The sequence below is a fragment of the Pseudovibrio sp. Ad5 genome, from assembly GCF_001623095.1.
Lineage (GTDB): Bacteria > Pseudomonadota > Alphaproteobacteria > Rhizobiales > Stappiaceae > Pseudovibrio.
Genome location: NZ_LMCH01000027.1, coordinates 1 through 20,746 on the forward strand (window position 1 = coordinate 1; position 20,746 = coordinate 20,746).

Below are 20,746 nucleotides of genomic sequence, written 5' to 3' on the forward strand. Positions count from 1 at the left end.
TCAGACAAACCTGAGATCTTCAACGTATGTTTTGCAGCAAACACAGTCGCAAAAATCGACTTAACATCATAACATGACCGTCACCCATGTCCCCGAACAAACGTCAACCATCTCTCCGGGACAAACACGAAGACCCGGGATCTATAACCCCAGTGTCAGAAATTGACCGAACGCCTTCGTGAAAAAGCAATCGGTTATGGATCCCAGCTAAAAAGCTAGGACGGCACCGAGGGAGTTTAACTGATGCAGTCTCTTGGTGGCTACCTGTTACGAAACCGGAACGCACTCATGCTGATGGAGCGGTAAGTGAAGCTCTCATGCAGCTTTTCGCCATAAGCATGCTCACCTGCAGCTCCATATGCCACCAGAAGCGGAAGGAAGTGTTCATCAGTTGGAAGTGCTTTTTTGTAGTACTTGTGATTGCCGGAAGAGAGCAGTGCGCAGGTCTCCCCTTGTTCCGCAAGCTCGGTAATCCAGTGGTCAAACTCCAATGCCCAGTCTGGCGTGACACCATTGCCGCTGACTTCAGAAAAATTATGCGTCAGCCCACCACTGCCGATAACAAGGATACCCTCTTCCGCCAGCGGAGCTAAAGCACGCCCTAGGTTAAAGCTCTCTTCGCTTCCATAGGCATAGGGCAAAGACACCTGAACCACTGGAATATCCGCATCAGGAAAAGCCAGTGACAAAGGAACCCAGGCACCGTGGTCCAAACCCCATGAATTATCTTCGCAAACGGTCAGGCCATAGCGCGTAATGGCGTCGTGTGTGCGAGTAACCAGCCAGCTTGGGGCATCCGTAGCGTATTGCATGTCATAGAGTTTCGGCGAGAAGCCGCGAAAATCATGGATGGTCTTCAACGGACCTGCTGAGGTGATGACAAGCCGCTCTGTTTGCCAGTGAGGCGAAATGATCACGATGGCATTGGGCTTAACCTCTGAAACACAAAGGTTTTTGAGGAACTGGTGAGCTTCCAGCTCAAGTCTTATTGCGAGATCTGGTGTTCCATGGGGCAAAAAGAGAGGTGATTGTTTCATGTGAAACGCTTTTTTGTTTCGGTTTGTTGATGAATTCCTTATTCTCAACAGTGTATTACATTAGTGAATTGCGACCAATCTCAGTAAAGTTGATAGGACTGTTCACTGAAAGTGACCTTATCCTGGGATAAGGACCTTGATCGAATTTCATGCGCCTACTGGAAGAAATTGCAAACTCCTGTTAGAAAAGACGCCTCTTATCAATGGGCCTCTTCATGACACCAAAACTAAAAATTACGCGCCTTCCCCACAGCGAAGGATTAGAGCTTCCTGCTTATCAAAGTGCGGAGGCTGCTGGTTTGGATTTGCAGGCAGCAAATACAGATGCGATCGAGTTGAAGCCCGGACAGCGGGCGATGGTGCCAACGGGCCTTTCACTTGCTCTGCCATCTGGTCATGAGGGGCAGGTTCGTCCACGTTCAGGTCTGGCCGCTAAACACGGTGTGACGGTCCTCAACACACCAGGTACGGTTGATGCTGATTATCGCGGCGAAGTGAAAGTCATCCTGATCAATCTGGGGGAAGACTCCTTTGTGATTGAACGCGGAATGCGCATCGCTCAAATGGTGGTGGCCCCTGTCACGCAAGTGCAGATCGAAGAAGTCAAAGAGCTTGAAACCACCGAACGTGGTGAAGGCGGGTTTGGCTCCTCTGGCGTTTAAGCGCATCTTCAAAGGATACGCTGGAAGAAAACTGGAGCATCTCGCGTCAACTCCCATGAAGGCGAGAGGCTCCGAGGAATACAAGGAAGAATTATGAAGCCGGAACTGGTGATTTTCGATTGTGATGGCATTCTTGTCGACACCGAAACCATAGCGAATGAAGTCCTTTCTGACTTCATGAAGAAAATCGGCCTCGATTTCTCGCCTTTGGAATGTCACCACCGCTTCACCGGCACCGCAATGGACACCATTAAGGAAGAAGCCGAGCGCCTCAGCGGCAAAAAGCTTCCTGATGACTGGGCTGCACAGGTTCGCCAGGCTGATCTGGTCGCGTTTGAAGCTGGTATTGAGCCAATTCCGGGTATTCTGGATGTTGTTGCTCATCTGAAAGCAGAAGGCATTCCATTCTGCGTTGGCTCCTCAGGTCGCTATGAAAAGATGCAGATGACACTTGGCTCTGCAGGCCTTTGGGAAACCTTCAAGGACGTGCTTTATTCTGCGCAGGATTGCAAAATGGGCAAACCAGCGCCGGATATCTTCCTCTACGCAGCCAAAGGCATGGGCTTTAAGCCAGAGCAATGCGTTGTAATTGAAGACAGTATCGCTGGCATCAAAGCCGCAAAAGCCGCAGGAATGCGCGTCTTCAACTACACGGGCGATGTAAATGCAGACATCGAGCAGGCCAAATCTCTTGGCGCTATCACCTTCGGCCACATGTCAGACCTGCCTGCCCTGTTGGGTCTTGAAGCGCTGGATCAAACCACCGCGTAGTTCATCTATTTTCGAGGAAATGGTCTTTTTTGCAAAAGACCATACTAAATCGTCTCTCAGCTAGAATCTAATTCTATGTTACTGCAGTATTTTGCATCACGTTTCTATATCCTATAGTATTCGGGGTTTTTGAAACCTCGAAAACCCTCGTTACACTTCCTACATTTCATTCAGAAATTTAATGAGGCTGCAGCTCGGGATTCTTCCGCCGAGACAGGGCTCAAACTCACAAGTAAATTGCATAAAGGGGATTTCGATGAGCACTTCCAAGCCGGGTCGTGGAAAAATTTACTCTTCCATCACTGAGACTATCGGAAACACACCAATCGTACGTCTGGACCGTTTGGCAAAGGCTCACGGCGTAAAAGGCAACCTGCTTGCCAAACTCGAGTTCTTCAACCCGATTTCCAGCGTGAAAGACCGTATCGGTGTCGCAATGGTTGAGGCAATGGAAGCAGCGGGCAAGATCATTCCGGGCAAAACCACTCTGATCGAGCCAACCTCCGGCAACACAGGCATCGCGCTGGCCTTCGTCGCAGCTGCAAAAGGCTACCGCCTGATCCTCGTAATGCCAGAGACCATGTCCATCGAACGCCGTAAGATGTTGAAGCTTCTGGGCGCTGAGATTGACCTGACTGAAGGTCCAAAGGGCATGAAGGGTGCTGTCGCACGCGCAGAAGAGCTTCTGGCGGAGATTCCAGATGCTGTTATTCCGCAGCAGTTCGAAAATCCGGCCAACCCTGAGATCCACCGCAAAACCACTGCTGAAGAAATCTGGAACGATACCGACGGAAACGTTGATGTATTCGTATCCGGCATCGGCACCGGCGGCACCATCACGGGCACTTCTCAGGTGTTGAAAGAGCGCAATCCAGCCCTTCACGTGGTCGCTGTTGAGCCAGCTGACAGCCCGCTTTTGTCCGGCGGTCAGCCTGGTCCGCACAAAATTCAGGGCATCGGCGCTGGCTTCGTGCCGGGCGTTCTGGATACCGCTGTTTATGATGAAGTGGTCACCGTTTCCAATGAGGACTCGTTTGCGCTGTCTCGTGAAGTGGCGAAAACAGAAGGCGTTCCGGTCGGTATCTCTTCCGGTGCGGCGCTAAAAGCTGCGATCGAAGTTGGCAAGCGTGATGAAATGGCAGGCAAAAACATTGTCATCATCATCCCAAGCTTTGCGGAGCGCTATCTCTCAACAGCTCTTTTCGAAGGTCTGGATGCCTGATCCCAGCGAGACTTGAAACGAATTAAGGGAGGCAATTGCCTCCCTTTTTTGTGTCTACCGATCATTTCGAGTCTGAATCGAACCTTGTTTACTCAGGCGGTGTGCCATTTCTGTCAAGAATTTCGCCAGCTAAGTAAAGTGAGCCGCTAAACAGAATACGTGGTGCTTCGTCTTCATCCTGCGCACGTCGTCTGATCTCCGCAATTGCTCTGTCCATGGTGCCATGAGCCGATGCCGAAAGACCTGCGGCCTGTGCAATCTCGGCAAGTTCAATCGGAGACCGCCCTGCGCTTGTGGTGGTCAACGGCACGCAGATGACATGCTTCGCCAGCCCTTCAAACTGCTCAAAGAACCCTTCTGGATCTTTCGTGTTCATCATGCCCATGACCAGATAGGTCGGACGGGACGCTTTATCCGTCAAATCCGCGAGAAAAGAAGCAATCACCTTTGCGGCGCCGGGATTATGCCCGCCATCAACCCAGATTTCACTGCTTTCTGGCAGCTCGTCAAAGAGCTTACCTTCATAAAGAGGCTGCATCCGTGCTGGCCAGTTGATGGAGCGCAGCGCTTTATCGCAAGCAACCCGCGCCTCTTCGCTCTCAAGCAGTCCCGCCGCCCGCAACGCAGCCAATGCAAGACCGGAGTTGGACATCTGATGGAATCCAGCAAGCTTTGGCGGTGAAAGGTCCAGCAAGCCAAACTCATCCTGATAAACAAGCCGCCCGCCCTCTTCCCAGGCAGAAAACTCTTGTCCCTGGAACCAGATCGGCGCGCGCTCCCGCCCGGCTTTGTTCTCAATCACATCCCACACGGCATCCGCTTGCGGTCCCACAACAACAGGACAACCCGGCTTAATTATCCCAGCCTTCTCCAGCGCAATGCCTTCAAGGCTATCACCCAGGAAATTCTCGTGGTCTTTTGAGATCGGCGTAATCACACTCACCAGCGGCTTCTCAACAACGTTGGTGGCATCCAGAACACCACCAAGCCCAACTTCCAAAACAAGGTAATCAGCAGGATTTTTGGCAAACAGGTAGAACGCAACAGCCGTTGTCGCCTCAAAAAACGTCAGCTCATGACCATCATTGGCTTTCTCAACCTGCTCAATCGCTTCAAGCAATGCATCATCTTCAACAAAGCGACCTGTACCACCCAGCCGAATGCGCTCGTTGAAGCGAACCAGATGCGGTGAGGAATACACATGAACGGTTTTCCCCTGTGCCTCCAGAAGCGCCCTGATAGAGGCGCCAGTAGAGCCTTTGCCATTGGTCCCCGCTATATGGAAGACTGGCGGAATGCGTGTCTCAGGGCTCCCCAGCGCCTTCATGACCCGATGCATACGGTCTAAGGACAGATCAATCTCATCGGGATGAAGTTTCATCAAACGATCAAGGGCGGCTTTGATCTTGTTCATTGGCTATCCACCTTCAAATCTGCTGGGCATCTGAATAAAGAAAAAGCCCGGCACGGTATGCCGGACTTTTTAAAGCAAATCGCAACTCCGTGAGCCGTAAAGGCTTATTGGGTTGCAGCAACCTCAGTGCTAGCCTCTGGTTCTACAGGCTTTTCTTCAAGCACTGGCAGCTGAGCTTCACGCTTCATCAGCAGGTTACACAGGTTGGAAATGGTTTCTTTCAGCTCGTGACGATGCACAACCATGTCGACCATACCGTGATCACGCAGATACTCAGAACGCTGGAAGCCTTCAGGAAGCTTCTCGCGAATAGTCTGCTCAATCACGCGCTGTCCAGCAAAGCCGATCAAAGCGTTAGGCTCAGCAATGTGAACATCGCCCAGCATCGCGTAGGAGGCTGTTACGCCACCGGTCGTCGGGTTGGTCAGCACCACAATGTAAGGCAGGCCTGCTTCACGAAGCATCTGTACGGTTACAGTAGTCCGTGGCAGCTGCATCAGCGAGAGGATGCCTTCCTGCATGCGTGCACCGCCGGAAGCGGCAAACATGACGAAAGGTGTTTTGTGCTCAACGGCATGTTCCATACCGCGGATGATCGCTTCACCAGCTGCCATGCCAAGAGAACCGCCCATGAAGGCGAAATCCTGAACAGCAGTGGTCATGTCGTAGCCATTCACCTTACCGCTGGCGACAACGACAGAGTCGGTCATCTCGGTTTTGGCTTTGGCATCTTTCAGGCGATCAACATACTTGCGCTGGTCGCGGAATTTCAGTGGGTCGACAGCAACTTCCGGAGTCTCGATGCTGGTGTATTCACCCTGGTCAAAGAAATACTCCAAACGCTTCTTGCTGGAGAGGCGCATATGAAAGTTGGAGTTTGGTACAACCCACTGGTTTGCCTCCAAATCGCGATGGAAGACCATCTCGCCAGTTTCAGGGCACTTGATCCAAAGGTTTTCCGGAATTTCGCGCTTTTCGAGAAAGCTGCGGATTTTCGGCCGTACGACGTTGTTAATCCAGTTCACGGGCTGCCGCCTGTCTTTAATTTCGTTTTCAATTTTTAATGGCCATTAAACGGGCCATACGTAAAGCAATACTTATTTCCGAGCTTTTTCTACACCCACACGTAGTGAGCGCACAACTTCGGTAACAGCAGCTTGTGTCTGATTTGTGGCTTTACCATTGTCGTCAAGGCTTGTTCTAATCGCCTCAACAAGAATAGAGCCAACCACCACACCGTCGGCATGCTTGCCAATTTCTTCTGCTTGTTCAGCGGTTTTAATGCCAAAGCCAACAGCAACAGGAAGCTCAGTGTGGGATTTAATTCGTGTAACTGCCTTAGCAACAGCAGTGGTGTCTGCAGCGGCAGATCCGGTTACACCAGTTACGGATACGTAGTAAACAAAACCTGATGTATTCGCCAGAACAGTTGGAAGGCGTTTGTCATCAGTTGTTGGTGTGGTCAGGCGGATAAAGTTTACACCACCCTCAATTGCCGGAATGCAAAGTTCGTCATCTGCTTCCGCAGGCACATCAACAACAATAAGACCATCAACGCCAGCTTCACGTGCTTCTTTCACAAAAGCAGCGCTGCCACGTACAAAGATCGGGTTGTAGTAACCCATCAGAACGATTGGAGTGTCATTGTCCTTTTTACGGAACTCACGCACCATCTGAAGCGTTTTGTCCATCGTGTGACCATGCGCCAAAGAGCGCTGAGTCGCCAGCTGGATTGGAACACCTTCAGCCATTGGGTCAGAAAACGGCATGCCAAGCTCAATAACATCACTACCCGCTTCTGGAAGTGCTTCCAGAATAGCTTGTGAAGTGGCGAGGTCCGGGTCTCCGGCCGTAATAAAAGTTACGAGCGCAGGACGTCCTTCAGCCTTCAGCTTAGCAAAGCGTCGATCAATACGAGTTTCAATCATTCATCCGACCATCTGATGTATTGGGGCAAGCCCGACCAATCAATCAGCAAGGATGTAGGGGTGCAACTAGCCCTCTGTCAATAAACACAGCGCAAATTGAATGCGTTTCTGGCGAATTTTATAAGAAATAGACAACAGCTCCAGAGAATATCCAGCGATAAAGACTCTCAAGGTCTCAGATTGACCATTACGTCAAATATAATATTGCCTGCTCTGATCGTGAGCATATGGTGAACTCGACCCACTAAGCGGCAATAAGCACTGTATTTTTAGATCTGTAGTAGAACCAGTTTTAAGCATCGAAACGCGATAAACAGCCATATCAATAATCAATTCAATCCCCCCTTAGACCATAGTTGTGTGGCTCATATGACAACCCTCTGCTTTGGTTCCGGCGTATTTTTTTATGAGATTAGTTTTGGGGTAAGAGATGCGAGGATGGAAGGCGATAGTTTTTATGTGTTTGGCGGTGGTTCTTTCCGCCTGCGTAGATATTGAGTTGCACTATGATTTTGCTGAGGATGGTTCTGTCACACAGCGCATGACCTACAAGATGACAGAGGCTACCTATGCCCGTATGCAGGAAAAAAAGAAGCAAAACTCAGGTCCGGTTCCTGTGGTGGCCTTTTGTGATAACGGCGAGGTAAAGCGGGAAAACGGGTTTGTGTTCTGCAGCAATACCGTTGAACAGAGTTTATCTGATTTGCTCTTACCAGAGCAGGAAACCCCTTCGCCCCCTACATCCATGGGGCCATCCGTTCTCCAGTTAACTCGGGTGGATGATACGAGCTTACAAGTGGTCTTGAAGGTGTCGGATTTCAATAATGCCGATTCTGGAACTACAGTCCTGACCAAAGCCACTTTTCTTGAGAAAGCTGTGCTGTCTCAAGCTCTTGCTGAGCGCAATCTGACCGTAATCCTTAGCGGCCCTGCGCTTATCAATGCTTCTGGAAACAAGATTGCAGACACAACGCAATCAGTAACATCGGTTCCACTCACTGATCTCATCACCGGCCAACTTGATGCAAAAGATCCCTCCGCCACTTTCCGATTTGCTCACCCTTTGCCTCCTGACAGAGAGAAGCAGGTAAAAATGATGTCTCAACTTTTCGAGGGCTATCAGTTCGACAATTGGGAAGACATGCACGGTCCAATATCGGATTACCTTCAACAGCAACCGCGTATGATGACTTGTGGAGTCCGCATGACAGAGCAGGCCTGTAAAGTTACGCGGGCAGAACTGGCTCAGCGCATCACGGCCGATAACACTGGCTTCAAAGAGCAGTTTATAAAGGTTCTTCACGCGCGTTATAGTATTCAGGATCTTCAGGACATGCTGGGGCTGGTTCAACAGAACCCTACTCTGTTCAAGTCACCCGTGTGCGATGACTTCCCACAAATGGACCGGCGCTGTGTGGTTATGGCACATACGGTGGATGCCTTGTTGCTCAAACACATCGTTGCGGCCAACGAGGCAGCGCAAGCGCGCGTGTCGCCCTTTTTAAAGGATGAGTGAGTGCGCCAGTAAAAGCAGCCGCAATACTCCGGAAAACAAAAAAGCCGCAGATTATCTGCGGCTTTCTCAGTCTTGAAACTAAAAGCAAATTAGTTGCGACGGCTTTCCAAAAAGCCAATAATGCGGCGTACATCATGCAGCACTGGTTCTGCAATCTCAGCAGCACGTTCAGCACCATCACGCAGAACGGCATCAACACTTGCAGGATCGTCCATGATCCGACGCATTTCACCGTTCATTGGTGCCAGTTTCTCAACAGCCAGCTCAGAAAGAGCAGGCTTGAATGCTGAGAACTGCTGACCGCCGAACTCGCCCAGAACCTCTGCTTTGGACTTTCCAGCAAGAGCAGCATAAATGCCAACAAGGTTGTCAGCTTCCGCACGGCCTTCCAGTCCATCAACTTCACTTGGAAGAGCCTCAGGGTCTGTCTTCGCTTTTCTGATTTTCTTCGCAATCGTGTCCTGATCATCAGTCAGGTTGATGCGGGAAAGATCAGACGGATCAGACTTGGACATCTTCTTGTTGCCGTCACGCAGGCTCATGATACGGGTCGCAGGACCAGTGATCATTGGCTCGGTGACTGGGAAGTAAAGCTCATCCGGTGCTTCATGAGATGGCTCAGGGTTTGGAACTCCAAGACCCAGCTCTTTGATGCGATCAGCAAAATCATTGTTGAACTTCTGCGCAATATCGCGTGTCAGCTCAAGGTGCTGCTTCTGGTCATCGCCAACCGGAACGTGGGTTGCGCGGTAAGCCAGAATGTCTGCTGCCATCAGGTTAGGATAAGCAAACAGACCAACAGAAGCGTTTTCTGCGTTCTTTCCTGCTTTGTCCTTGAACTGAGTCATGCGCTTCAGCCAGCCCATGCGGGCGATACAGTTGAAAATCCATGCCAGTTCAGCATGTTCTTTCACCTGGCTCTGGTTGAAGATGATCGACTTCTTCGGATCAACACCGGCTGCGAGGTAAGCTGCTGTTACTTCACGGGTCTGCTGCGTCAGCTCGGCAGGGTCCTGCCAGACTGTGATCGCATGCATGTCAACGATGGAGAAGATGGTCGGCATCTGGTCCTGAAGCGGAACAAAGCGGACAATAGCACCGAGGTAGTTACCAAGGTGGAGGTTTCCGGTTGGTTGGACACCGGAGAAAACGCGAGGCTGAAACGCCGTCATTGTAAAGTATCCCTAGGCTTGGGCCTGTTGGAAGGGCCAGTGGGTTGCGCGAGCATAGATTGAATGGGTGACAAACAAACTAGAACAGCCCGCGCAGATTAAGCCCGGTGGTTATGACTGCGCTTTTTCGTATGTGCAAGTGATTTGCAGAGTGAGAAAGCCTTTATCGCCGCAATTTCTGCAGTTGTGCGCGAAAATCCACGGTCCCGGTAAGCTGAACCAAAATCCCAAAGGAAATCAGGCCAATGGTGACAAGAAGGACCAGCTCGCTGGCGCGTACAACGAACAGATTGGAGGTTGAAAGCGGCTCCAGAACAAGCGTCCCACCATAGACGACAACACCCATCAAAGCGCTGGCAAAGCCCAATAGTGGAATTCGTTTCAGCAATGCTGCGTCGACAACAAAATGACCACGCCGCCACAGCACAAAGGCCAGCAGCGCCGAGTTGACCCAACCCGCAGCAGTCGTCCCAATCGCGATGCCCACGTGTTTGAAGGTGGGGAACAACAAGATTGAGAGCGCTACGTTCACCACCATAGCAACGGCGGCAAAGTACATCGGGGTCTTGGTATCTTCCCGCGCAAAGAAGCCAGGGGACAGCACCTTATTCAGCACAAACGCAGGCAAACCAACGGCAAATGCCATCAAAGCCAAAGCAGTCTGCTCAACAGCAGCATCCGTAAACTGACCGCGTTGGAACAGCACAGAAATCACGGTGTCCGGAATGATCACGAGCGCGACTGCTGCAGGAAGAGTAAGTGCAAGAGCGAACTCCATGGAACGGTTCTGTGTATGATGAACCAGCTCTTCCTGACCAGAGCGCAACTGCCGTGTCAGGCTTGGCAAAAGCACAACACCAATCGCGATACCCACCACACCAAGCGGCAGCTGGTATATCCTGTCAGCATAGTAAAGGTATGAATTCGCACTACTTTCCAGCGATGCGATGATAGTGCCAACCGTGATGTTGATCTGTGTAATCCCCCCGGCAATCACACCGGGAACACCCAAAACCAGCAAGCGCTTTACGCCCGGCGTCCATCGGGGGCGCATGATAGGAACACGAAACCCAAGCCGCTTCATGCCAATGGCAACGACAGCGAGCTGAACGACACCTGCAACAGCAACACCAGAAACCAGCAGGACCCCGGTCGTCTGGTTGGGCTCCATACCATAAAAACCAATGCCTGCGAGCACAGCCATCATCACAACATTGAGCATGACCGGTGCCATGGCTGCGGCCAGAAACTTCTGAAATGTATTGAGAATTCCGCTTAAGAACGCGAGCAAGGACATGAACAGCAAATACGGAAATGCAATGCGTGACATGAGGACTGTGAGGTCGAATTTTGCGGGGTCAGAGAAATAACCCGGCGCCAGCACATGTACGAGCAAAGGCATGAAAACCTCTGCCAGAGCGAGGATAACCACCAGCGTCCAGAACAAAGCTGCCGCAATCTCACCAGCAAATTTTTGTGCGCCCTGCTCTCCATCTTCCTCAACAGAGCGGGCAAACAACGGTACGAAAGCTGAGTTAAATGCACCTTCCGCAAACAATCTGCGGAACAGGTTTGGTAAGCGGAAAGCCACAACAAAAGCATCTGCAACAGGACCAGTGCCTACAAAGGCAGCCAGCATCACATCTCGCCCAAACCCGCAGAGACGGCTTAGCATTGTTGCACCACCAACCGTGGCGAAGCTCTTGAAAAGGCTCATATAAAATTACTTACCTGTATGTTTTTGAGGTTTACGGCGTGAGCTCGTAGGCGCTTTTTGTGGCTTTTTACCGTCAAAGGCATTTTTGAGTCTATCGCGAATAGATTCCTGACGCCCCACATTGTGAACTTTCTGGCCAGTCAGATCGGTCACGTAAAATACATCGACCGCTTTCTCCCCAAAAGTCCCAACATGAGCACTCGCAATATTCAGGTTGAGAGCCGAGATCTCGGTGGTTAAATCAGAAAGTAAACCCGGTCGGTCAAGTCCGGTCACTTCAAGAACCGTATAGTTTTCTGACCATGAATTGCTAACTAAAACAGTTGTTTGCAGCGTAAACGCCTTGTTACGAGCATTCGGCTTTGTCGCTGCACCCTTCACTTCAGGAACAGGTGCCGTGCCGCGCAGTGCTTCTTTAATCAAACAGCAAATCCGCTCCCCGCGACGATGCTCGTCATCGTCCTCAGGTAACTCACGGCTGATGTAGATCGTATCCAGCGCGAGACCATCTTTTGTGGTGTCGATGTGTGCGTCCACAATGTTTCCACCTGCCGCAAAACAAGCTCGTGCAATTGTGGAGAGTAATCTTGGATGATCCGGTGCTAGAACGGTGATTTCTGTAACGCCCTCAAAAGCATGAGGCTCCACAGAGGTCGCCAGATGCTCCTCTTCCTTGTCCGTTTTGCGGATTAAGTTCGCATGGTTGATCTTGCTCTTTAGATCAACGCGCAGCCAATAGGCCGGATAGTGGCGATTGAGGTAATTATCCAGCTCCTCATCAGTCCAGCCTACCAGCTCTTCGGCCAGCTCTTGCTTCGCATGGTCAACACGTTGCTGCTGGCTCATACGGCCATGACCACCGCTGAGGATCGTCTCGCTCTCATAATAGAGTGTGCGCAGCAACTGCCCTTTCCAGCCATTAAACACATTCGGACCCACTGCCCGAATGTCCGCAACCGTCAAAATCAACAGGAGCTGCAAACGCTCCAGACTCTGCACTTTACGGCAGAAATCCTTGATGGTTTTCGGATCACTCAAGTCGCGAGACTGTGCAACAGTGCTCATTTCCAGATGCTGCTCGATGAGCCAGGCGACCGTATCAGTCTCTGCTGGAGAAAGGCCAAGACGTGGGCAAATCTTCCGCGCAATCTTGGCGCCTGCAATAGAATGATCCTCTGGCCGTCCCTTCGCCACATCATGCAAAAGCATTGCAACATAAAGGACTTTCCGGCTGTGAACCGACTTGATCAGATCGGTTGCTAATGGATGGCTATCACCACCCATCCCGCGCTCAATTTCAGAAAGAACGCCAACTGATCGGATGAGATGTTCGTCGACAGTGTAGTGATGATACATGTTGAACTGCATCATGGCGACGACCTTCCGGAACTCCGGCAGGAACTGGCCAAGGATGGACGACTCGTTCATCGCACGCAAAACAGTTTCCGGATCACTGCGGCTTGTCAGGACCTTCAGGAACAGCCGATTCGCTTGTTCATTCTTGCGGAATTCCGCATTGATCAGCCGTCTGGATCGACGAACCAGTTTCAGCAATTCTGGGTGCATATCCAAATTGGTTTTGTCGATCAGATAAAACACACGGATCACATTGACCGGATCTTTCTCAAAGACATCCGGCTTCGCCGCAATAATGCGCCCGTTCTCGACAAGGAAGTCCTTGGTTCCTTTGATAGATCGCCGCTTGTGCTTGCTTCCCGGAACAAAACTGCCAAGGAACCGCGAAATGCTTGGGGCGGACTTCACATGCTGCTCTTCAAGAGCCGCCGCAAAAATGCGTGTCAGATCACCAACATCCTTCGCAACAAGGAAGTAGTGCTTCATGAACCGCTCAACAGCCCGCATGCCGGGATGGTCCATGTAACCGAGACGGTCAGCAATTTCCCGTTGAACATCAAAGCTCAAGCGTTCTTCAGGACGGTTTGTTAGAAAATGCAGATGACAGCGGACAGCCCAGAGAAAATCCTGACTCTTTCGGAACCGATTCAATACACGCCGCGAGAAGACACCCTTTTCAACCAGCCCTAAGCCACTGGGAACGCGATAAAAATATTTGGCGATCCAGAACAGCGTGTTCAGATCACGCATCCCGCCTTTGCCTTCTTTGACATTGGGTTCAACAAGGTAGCGGGACGCGCCATGGCGTTCATGACGATCATCTCGTTCAGCAAGTTTGGCAGCGATGAAATCCGGCCCTGTACCGGAAACAATTTCCTTGTCAAAGCGCTTGGTAAGCTCTTGGAAAAGCTCAAGATCACCCCAAACATATCGTGCTTCCAAAACAGCTGTGCGAACGGTCATATCTTCGCGGCACTGCTTGATCGTCTCATCAAGATTGCGCGTGGAATGACCGACCTTCAGGCCCATGTCCCAAAGCATGTAGAGGATGAACTCAACAACCTGATCACCCCAGGGCGTTTGCTTATATGGCCAGAGAAACAGCAGATCCACGTCAGAGTGCGGCGCCATCGTTCCGCGCCCATAACCACCAACAGCTATGATGCTGATACGCTCGGATTTTGTTGGATTTTCAACGGGATAAACATAAGTAACCGCGAACTCATAGATCACCTGAATGAGCATATCCTGCACGCAAGACAAGCGCTCGGAACATCGCCGGCCCTGCCCGTCTTCCATCAGGAGCTTTTCAATTTCTTTAAAGGCTGCTTTGTGCGTGGCTTTCAGCTTTGTCAAAACATCGCTGCGCAGCTTAAAGCTGTTGCCGTCGCCATCGTGCTTCTCAACCAGCTCTTTGAGTTCGTTGAGAAGGGATTGGGGATCAACCAGTTGATCTACTTTGAGTTCTTCAGGCGTCATATCAGCAGTCCACTTCAAAAGTCAGCAGACTGACTTTACAGAGCTTTGTCGGCTTAGACTAGATATTGTCGCGAGAGCTAACCACTCTTAGTTGATGAATGAGGTGCTCCAGGGATTCCTCTGAGAGTCCATTGATCTTCGAGGCAAGCATATTCGTCAGCTCGGTCGCCCGAGGTGTCAGGCCGCCAGTATCGATGGTGATTTTCGGGTTGGAAAGTTCCGCAAGTCTTTGAAGTTCTTCAGCTTCGTCCCAGATCACATTGAAATAAGTGATCATGCGCTGAACCATGTACCAGGTCGGAGTACCACGCTTGCCATGTTCAAGCGCACTCAGGTAGGCAGAGGAAACCGAAAGCGCTTCCGCCATTTCCTTCAGGGTAATCTTCTGCTTAGCCCGCAGCTCTCTAACCTTGGCTCCAAAAGGCGTCATCTTACTGAAATTCCTGCCTTATTTTTTGCGCTTACGAATGCGAACGTAAATCGCACCGCTGCCCCCATGCGAAACATGAGCTTGGTCGAAGCCTACCACACAGCTGCGCATATCAGGAAGAGAAAGCCACTGCGGCACCATTCTGCGCAACACACCACGATCATCGCCATAGGGGCTGCTTGAATAGTCGAGCCCCTTGCCGGTGATCACAAGCACGAGGGAGTAGCCCATGGCCTGCGCTTGATAGATGAACGAGGTTAAGCGTTGATGCGCTTGATACTGCGTCAAACCATGAAGATCGATGCGCGCATCAATATAGCCCTTGCCCCCGCGGACAACTTTTTTGCGCTCTTTCTTGTTGAGCGGTGAAAGCGGAGGCATCGCAGGAACAACAGGCTTGGGCGGGCTGTAGTCTGGCGCGGTCTTCCCTTTGGAACCGCGAGACTTTTTGGCCTGAGGCTTCGGTGGAGAGGTCAACTGCGGCTTAAGCTCAGGCTGAGACACCTCAGCGCTTTGAGCGTGCATAAGGGACTGATCAGGCTCGGAAAGCTGCGTCGTGTCTTCCAGCATATCAGAAAGGCGCTCTTGATGAATAGGCGTCAGAGTGGCTTTCACCCTGTCCCACAAGCGCTTGTCTGCTTCGCTCAGCTGCTTTGTTTTGGCTCGCTTTGTGCGATCACCATTCGTCATCTATCCGATCCGTCCACGATCATTTATTATTTTGGAACAAGGAGATAGAATTCCGCACGGTGACGGATATTCCCGGCAACGGCACCTGCCTCTGCACCACTTCCTACATAGATATCGCCGCGCGCGGGGCCTTTGATGGCTGACCCGGTATCCTGAGCAACCATAAGTTTGGCGAAGCGATCACCTGATGTGTCGTAGGTCCTTAACTCACTAGAGACAAAAATTAAACTGCCATAAGTGTGCAGATCATCATCAATTGCCAGTGATCTCAGGTCCGTCAGGGCTGTTCCTGCCCCTCCAATGGCTGCAATCTCAGTGTCTTGCGCAGATTGTAACTCAAAGAAGATGTAGGATTTATTGTGCCGAAACACGTCTTTCTGCTGGTATGGGTTTTGGGATAACCAGGCACGAAGCGCATCCATGCCCATGTTATCTCTGGAGATTTCGCCCTGCTCTATGAGCACACGGCCAATCGCGGTGTACTCATGACCAGACTTGCCTGCAAAAGCCAGGCGCCGCAATTCGCCATTGGGCAGACGAACACGGGCGGAACCCTGAACAGCTGTAAAAAATGCATCTATCGGGTCTTTCACCCACAGCACTTCAAGGCCCATTCCATCCAGTGCACCGTCCATCACATCGCCGCGTGTTGGCATCACCTTCAGGCCTTTGGGATAGGCATGAAGGGGAACAACAAACTCGTCAGTGCGAACAAGTGAGCCTTCCAGCTCTGGCATGTAGTAGCCGGTCACAAACCCGTCGTCCTCTACGCGCTGAAGCGTAAAGTTCTGTTCTAAAAAGGTTTTTGCATCACTTGCGTTATTTACGTCGATTTTGCGCGATTTTGCGCAGATAGCGCGTAATTTTGCGTCGCTAATGCCAAATGCCTTTGTCGGCAGCGTTCGGCCCTCGCTCGCCTCGCAGTGAGCCACAAATGCGGAAAGGGCCGCAGAATGATCATCTGCAGCCCATCCGTCGATTTCGTTGGGATCAAGTGGCCCGGAGAGCTTCGCGCTTCGCATGGTCCTATGGTCTTTTGTAAGGGTGTTTCCAGCTACAGCAGCAGAACTTATCCCCGCCGCGACGCTGAGTGCCATAATGAAACTCATAGCGTCGCGAAAGAAAGAAAACGTCATGCAGATTCAGTTGCAACCAGCTTCCAGTTTGGATCGTTCTCACCAGTTACGCGAGCGAAGGTCCAGATGTCAGTCAGGTCACTCACTGCGGTTGGGTCACCATCCACAATGCGGTTTTCAGAATCCCGTGTCGCGGTGATCAGCTGACCCTTGAAGCGAACAGTCACTTCAGCAAGCTTGTCTTTGTCGTTGAAGACCGCTTCCACAATGTCAGCTTTGTCGATGCCCACAAAGGTGGACTCAACACGCTCATTGCGGCTTTCCCGGTCATCAATCGCAGCAGAGAAACCACTGAACACTTCAGGAGAAAGAAGCTCTTTGAGCGTGCGGCGATCACCCTGCGCAAACGACATCAAAATGATTTCGTAAGCGCCGCGTGCACCTTCCGCAAACTCTTTTGGATTGAAAGACGGCTCAGCTTTCCAGATTTCCCGCAGGCCGTGATTCAACTCACTGCCTTTTTTGGCAAGCTTGTCGATCTCAGCCTCAATCTGTTCGCGAGCTTCACGCTCTGCGCGCTCAGGGTCATGTTGAACATGCTCACTGCCTGGAAGAGGAATAACATTGTCCTCATTCTCAGGAGCCTGAGTCTTTTGAGAGTCTTGTTTTTGCTGAGCAGAATACGGGTCAAATGGTTGACGCTCGTTACCGGTGCGATTGCCCAAAACGGAGCGTAACCGCAGGAAAATAACAACTGCCGCAATAAGGAAGATTATGTTGTAGACGTCGAATATTTCGTTCATTCCGAGTACCGACCGGTCCTTTACTCGTGGGCTGCCAGGCGCCGATGATCAAATGCATTAGATATCTAGATAATGTGCTCTAGCGCATTTTTACAGGCTCTGTCACTAATTTAAGGTTTCTATCAGCAACATCCAGCTATTTCGTGTCCATCCCAACGCCTTTTTAAAGTCTTACCACGCAAGTATAAGCTAAAATCAGTCATTGCAATTCTGTGAAGATCACCCACTATAAGTAAGATCGCTTCAAAAAGAAGTGATCAAAAAGCAAAATAAACCTAAACCTACGCGGACGCTATGCCACTCGGACTTATCATTCTTGCCTGTTTCATTCTGCTGCCAACCATTGAGATCTATCTCTTTATTGAGGTTGGAAGTGTTATCGGGGCAATTCCAACAATCCTGTTGACTGTAGCTTCCGCAGCTGCCGGCACATATATGCTGCGCCAGCAGGGGCTGTCTTTGCTCATGCGCATGCGTTCTGAAATGGACTCGGGACGGGTTCCAAGTCATGAGATGATGCATGGCGCGATGATCGTGTTTGCAGGCCTCATGCTGTTGATTCCAGGCTTCTTTACAGACGCAATCGGCCTTCTGCTCTTCATCCCGCCACTGCGTGAGGTGATTGGCAACTATCTGGCACGCCACGTGAAGGTGCAGAACCTCAACGTCAATCCGGGTTACCGTCGCCGCGATGGCACTGTGGACCTGAATGAAGATGAGTGGAGCTCCTCCCGTCATACAGAGCAGGATGATGACCCTTCCCGTCCTCGTTCCAATGACCCGGACCAGATCAGCCCATGGTCCTCTGACGACGACAAGCGTCGCTAAACCCTGCCAAGTTTAACGGAGAGCCGCCTGAACTGCCTCAGGGCTCTCCAGCAACGTTGCGACCAGCGCGATCAGATAAGTGACGTCCAGCTCCTGCTTTGCATTCCACGTGGTGGAGAAGCACCAGTTGTTTCCGTCGATGTCTTCAAGCGCATACGTCATGTTGAGCACGCCAATCTCACTGCCGCCCTTATAAGCATAAGACGCCCAGTTATCCGGTTCGGCCACACCCGGATTTACGAAAACTCCCTTGATGTCCTTCACTTTTGTCACAATCTTGCACAACTCGCGGTTCGAGATGTACCACTCAACACCCTCTGTCAAAGGCACGGAGACCTTGTCCATTGGCGGCAACTGGGCCGGTAAGGCCGCGAGAATCCGTGCCCGCTCCTCTGGCCCTGCTTGGCGATAAGCTTCTGCAGCTTGCTCATCCGCTTTCAGGTGAAACAGCTGCTGCGTTGTCAGAGCCGGTGAACTCTCGCCCGGCAACATCACACTGTCCTGCCCCACCAGATCCATCAGCAAGTCTGTGGCCGTGTTGTCTGAGATCTCAATCATATTGCGTGCCACATCCAGCAAAACAAACTTCTTGCCAACTGGCTCATTTTGCATCGTACCACCTGGATACGAGATATGCCGTTGCTCCAGCGTGACTTTATCTTGCCAGCTCAGGTCTCCGTCCCTGACCCGCTGCGCCACTTGATCCAGCACATAAAGCTTAAACGCTGAGCCGACGGCCAGTTGTGCATCACTGTTGTTCTCAGCATGCACCTTCCCGTTCTGCATCAGTAAAAAGCTCTGCGTCGCGGTCTGCTGTTTCATGTGTTCCAGCAGGTCTTCGTGTTTCACATCCTTCACAAGCGCAAAGCGAAACAGCAGTCCCGTCAGCTGACCAGTCTTATTCTGCTTCAAAAGCGTTGGAATCCTGTAGGATTTCGTCTCAACAAGAAACTTGTGCGGGTCCTTGGTCGCTTCAACATGAAGCGCAGGACCATAGATGGAACGTTGTTGTGAAAGAATGGAGACGAGAAGTTCTTTCGGGATCTTCTTGTAGACTTCGGGCGCAAAGTCATCGGCATTAAAGTCCGGCCCGTTCCAGATTTTCTTAAGCAACTCCGGCGGGCTTGTTACCTCCTGAGCACTTGAGGGCTGTGGAGCGATGACTAAAACTGCAACAGCGCATAACGCCTTAAAATACCTAAGCAATTGCATCTCCAGAATATCTGGTGGAACTATATGTATCCTAGGCGCATAAAAACTAACATTACCTTAGGTCATAAAGATACAAGCCATAACATCAGGCTGTGTTGCAAAGTCTCAGGTAGCCCTTTGGCAATCAGGCGCGGTAACCAACAATTAAAGTTGAAGAGATGCCGCTAGTATTCGCATCCCTTAAAACTTATGATTGCACGAATTAATTAGTCAATTTATGGGCGGTATTACATGGCGGCGCACCAAACCTCCAGTCGTGTGGATTGGGTCGACTACGCGAAAGGCTTTTGCATCTTTCTCGTGGTGATGATGCATTCAACCCTTGGGGTTGGAAGCGCCATTGGCGAAATGGGGTTCATGGGCGACATTGTTGCCTTTGCTAAGCCCTTCCGTATGCCGGACTTTTTTATGATCTCCGGCTTATTCCTCGCCTTAACGCTGGATCGGGACTGGCGCCTGTATCTGGACCGTAAAGTCGTTCATTTCTTCTACTTCTACATTCTCTGGCTTACGATCCAGTTTGGAATGAAAGCACCGTCCTTCGCAGCAGAGTTTGGCTGGGATGGCGTGTTGATGCACTACGCGCTCGCCTTCGTACAACCATTCGGAACCCTCTGGTTCATCTACGCCCTGCCCGTTTTCTTCGTCATCACCAAACTGCTGCACTCACTAAAAGTGCCATGGCAAGTGACCTTGCTGGTCGCTGCAGGCCTGCAAATCAGTGCGTTGCACACCGGCTCTGTGCTGATTGACGAAACAGCCGCTCGCTTCGTGTTCTTTTTCGCCGGTTACATCTTTGCGCAAAAGATCTTTGTCATTGCTGATTGGGTGCGCGAGAATGTGCTGAAAGGCTTGGCCTTTGTGTTTGTCTGGGCCGTCGTCAACGGCCTGTTCGTTGGCTACGGCTATGCCGACCTGCCATTTGCCTCGCTTGCTTTGGGCGGTTTGGGCGCATTGGCGGTGATCACCGTTTCCGCGCTGCTCTCCAAGGTCAAGGCTCTGGATCTGCTGCGCTATATGGGCAAAAACTCCATCGTGATCTACCTGTCCTTCTTCTTCCCCATGGCTGTCTCGCGCACAATCTTGCTCAAACTGGGCATCATTCAGGATGCGGGCGTGATCTCGTTGATCGTCACGTGCACCGCAACCATCGCACCGATGATCCTGTTCTGGTTGATCACCAAAGTAGGCTACGGCCAGTTCCTGTTCAAACGTCCGGCATGGGCCTACATCGCGGAAATGCCGCGCGCCAAGAGCCCTGCACCGTCACCAACCTGATATCTGCACAAAACCGCTGATCTGCCTGAGCCCCCGAAGCCTCTGCTTTCGGGGGCTTTCTGCCTGCATGTTCAGCAAGCGCCAATTTTAGTGGTTGGGTTCAGAAGGTCTTTCCGGTCTTTGCTTAGGCTTTGCGGAAGCAAACGGTGTGACAA

18 protein-coding genes are annotated in these 20,746 nt (G+C 51.2%); 6 read left to right on the top strand and 12 right to left on the bottom strand.

What is annotated here, in order from left to right; translation table 11 throughout:
- Positions 1-260 precede the first annotated feature (260 nt).
- Entirely contained in the window at positions 261-1,037 is a 777-nt protein-coding gene (locus PsAD5_RS13835) for a DODA-type extradiol aromatic ring-opening family dioxygenase (RefSeq protein ID WP_063292540.1), read from the bottom strand.
- A 203-nt stretch (positions 1,038-1,240) separates the two neighbouring features.
- Here PsAD5_RS13835 and dut point away from each other — a divergent pair, with 203 nt between their 5' ends.
- From dut to cysK, 3 genes are all read left to right on the top strand, one after another.
- Positions 1,241-1,699, top strand: a complete 459-nt coding sequence (gene dut / locus PsAD5_RS13840; RefSeq protein WP_057463191.1) for a dUTP diphosphatase — start codon at positions 1,241-1,243, stop codon at positions 1,697-1,699.
- 93 nt (positions 1,700-1,792) lie between these two features.
- Entirely contained in the window at positions 1,793-2,470 is a 678-nt protein-coding gene (locus PsAD5_RS13845; protein ID WP_063292541.1) for an HAD family hydrolase, read from the top strand.
- A 256-nt stretch (positions 2,471-2,726) separates the two neighbouring features.
- Positions 2,727-3,692: a cysteine synthase A gene (gene cysK, locus PsAD5_RS13850; protein ID WP_063292542.1), complete on the top strand. Its 966-nt coding sequence runs from the start codon at positions 2,727-2,729 to the stop codon at positions 3,690-3,692.
- An 88-nt stretch (positions 3,693-3,780) separates the two neighbouring features.
- On the opposite strand, the gene PsAD5_RS13855 is transcribed toward cysK, so the two are convergent.
- The 3 genes from PsAD5_RS13855 to trpA form a co-directional block, all read right to left on the bottom strand.
- Positions 3,781-5,106: a bifunctional folylpolyglutamate synthase/dihydrofolate synthase gene (locus tag PsAD5_RS13855; RefSeq protein ID WP_063292543.1), complete on the bottom strand. Its 1,326-nt coding sequence runs from the start codon at positions 5,104-5,106 to the stop codon at positions 3,781-3,783.
- Between the two features lie 104 nt (positions 5,107-5,210).
- Positions 5,211-6,131, bottom strand: coding sequence for an acetyl-CoA carboxylase, carboxyltransferase subunit beta (gene accD / locus PsAD5_RS13860; RefSeq protein WP_063292544.1), 921 nt, complete (start codon positions 6,129-6,131; stop codon positions 5,211-5,213).
- Positions 6,132-6,203: 72 nt separating this feature from the next.
- The gene (trpA, locus tag PsAD5_RS13865) at positions 6,204-7,034 is read right to left on the bottom strand and encodes a tryptophan synthase subunit alpha (protein WP_063292545.1); all 831 of its coding nucleotides are present in this window, start codon (positions 7,032-7,034) and stop codon (positions 6,204-6,206) included.
- Positions 7,035-7,575: 541 nt separating this feature from the next.
- Here trpA and PsAD5_RS13870 point away from each other — a divergent pair.
- Positions 7,576-8,550 carry a hypothetical protein gene (locus PsAD5_RS13870; RefSeq protein WP_153041388.1) on the top strand — a complete coding sequence of 325 codons (975 nt, stop codon included), beginning with the start codon at positions 7,576-7,578 and terminating at the stop codon, positions 8,548-8,550.
- An 89-nt stretch (positions 8,551-8,639) separates the two neighbouring features.
- Here the strand turns inward: PsAD5_RS13870 and trpS are convergent, their stop codons facing one another.
- The 7 genes from trpS to PsAD5_RS13905 all read right to left on the bottom strand — a co-directional run bounded on the left by trpS (position 8,640) and on the right by PsAD5_RS13905 (position 17,273).
- Positions 8,640-9,722, bottom strand: coding sequence for a tryptophan--tRNA ligase (gene trpS, locus PsAD5_RS13875; protein WP_063292547.1), 1,083 nt, complete (start codon positions 9,720-9,722; stop codon positions 8,640-8,642).
- A 163-nt stretch (positions 9,723-9,885) separates the two neighbouring features.
- Complete coding sequence (murJ, locus tag PsAD5_RS13880; RefSeq protein WP_063292548.1) at positions 9,886-11,439, bottom strand: murein biosynthesis integral membrane protein MurJ; 1,554 nt, start codon at positions 11,437-11,439, stop codon at positions 9,886-9,888.
- A 6-nt stretch (positions 11,440-11,445) separates the two neighbouring features.
- The gene (locus PsAD5_RS13885) at positions 11,446-14,274 is read right to left on the bottom strand and encodes a [protein-PII] uridylyltransferase (RefSeq protein WP_063292549.1); all 2,829 of its coding nucleotides are present in this window, start codon (positions 14,272-14,274) and stop codon (positions 11,446-11,448) included.
- Positions 14,275-14,332: 58 nt separating this feature from the next.
- Positions 14,333-14,704, bottom strand: coding sequence for a helix-turn-helix domain-containing protein (locus tag PsAD5_RS13890; protein WP_057463182.1), 372 nt, complete (start codon positions 14,702-14,704; stop codon positions 14,333-14,335).
- Between the two features lie 18 nt (positions 14,705-14,722).
- Positions 14,723-15,394: a Smr/MutS family protein gene (locus PsAD5_RS13895; RefSeq protein ID WP_063292550.1), complete on the bottom strand. Its 672-nt coding sequence runs from the start codon at positions 15,392-15,394 to the stop codon at positions 14,723-14,725.
- A gap of 26 nt (positions 15,395-15,420) precedes the next feature.
- Complete coding sequence (gene mltA, locus PsAD5_RS13900) at positions 15,421-16,491, bottom strand: murein transglycosylase A (protein ID WP_208988612.1); 1,071 nt, start codon at positions 16,489-16,491, stop codon at positions 15,421-15,423.
- Positions 16,492-16,526: 35 nt separating this feature from the next.
- Positions 16,527-17,273: a Tim44/TimA family putative adaptor protein gene (locus PsAD5_RS13905; RefSeq protein ID WP_057463180.1), complete on the bottom strand. Its 747-nt coding sequence runs from the start codon at positions 17,271-17,273 to the stop codon at positions 16,527-16,529.
- Positions 17,274-17,567: 294 nt separating this feature from the next.
- On the opposite strand from PsAD5_RS13905, the gene PsAD5_RS13910 reads away from it, so the two are divergent.
- On the top strand, positions 17,568-18,101 hold the full coding sequence (locus PsAD5_RS13910; RefSeq protein WP_063292551.1) for an FxsA family protein: 534 nt from the start codon (positions 17,568-17,570) through the stop codon (positions 18,099-18,101).
- A gap of 12 nt (positions 18,102-18,113) precedes the next feature.
- On the opposite strand, the gene PsAD5_RS13915 is transcribed toward PsAD5_RS13910, so the two are convergent.
- Complete coding sequence (locus tag PsAD5_RS13915; protein WP_208988613.1) at positions 18,114-19,307, bottom strand: serine hydrolase; 1,194 nt, start codon at positions 19,305-19,307, stop codon at positions 18,114-18,116.
- Positions 19,308-19,544: 237 nt separating this feature from the next.
- On the opposite strand from PsAD5_RS13915, the gene PsAD5_RS13920 reads away from it, so the two are divergent.
- Positions 19,545-20,591 (top strand): acyltransferase family protein, encoded by a 1,047-nt coding sequence (locus tag PsAD5_RS13920; protein WP_063292552.1) that lies wholly within the window; start codon positions 19,545-19,547, stop codon positions 20,589-20,591.
- Positions 20,592-20,746: the final 155 nt, after the last annotated feature.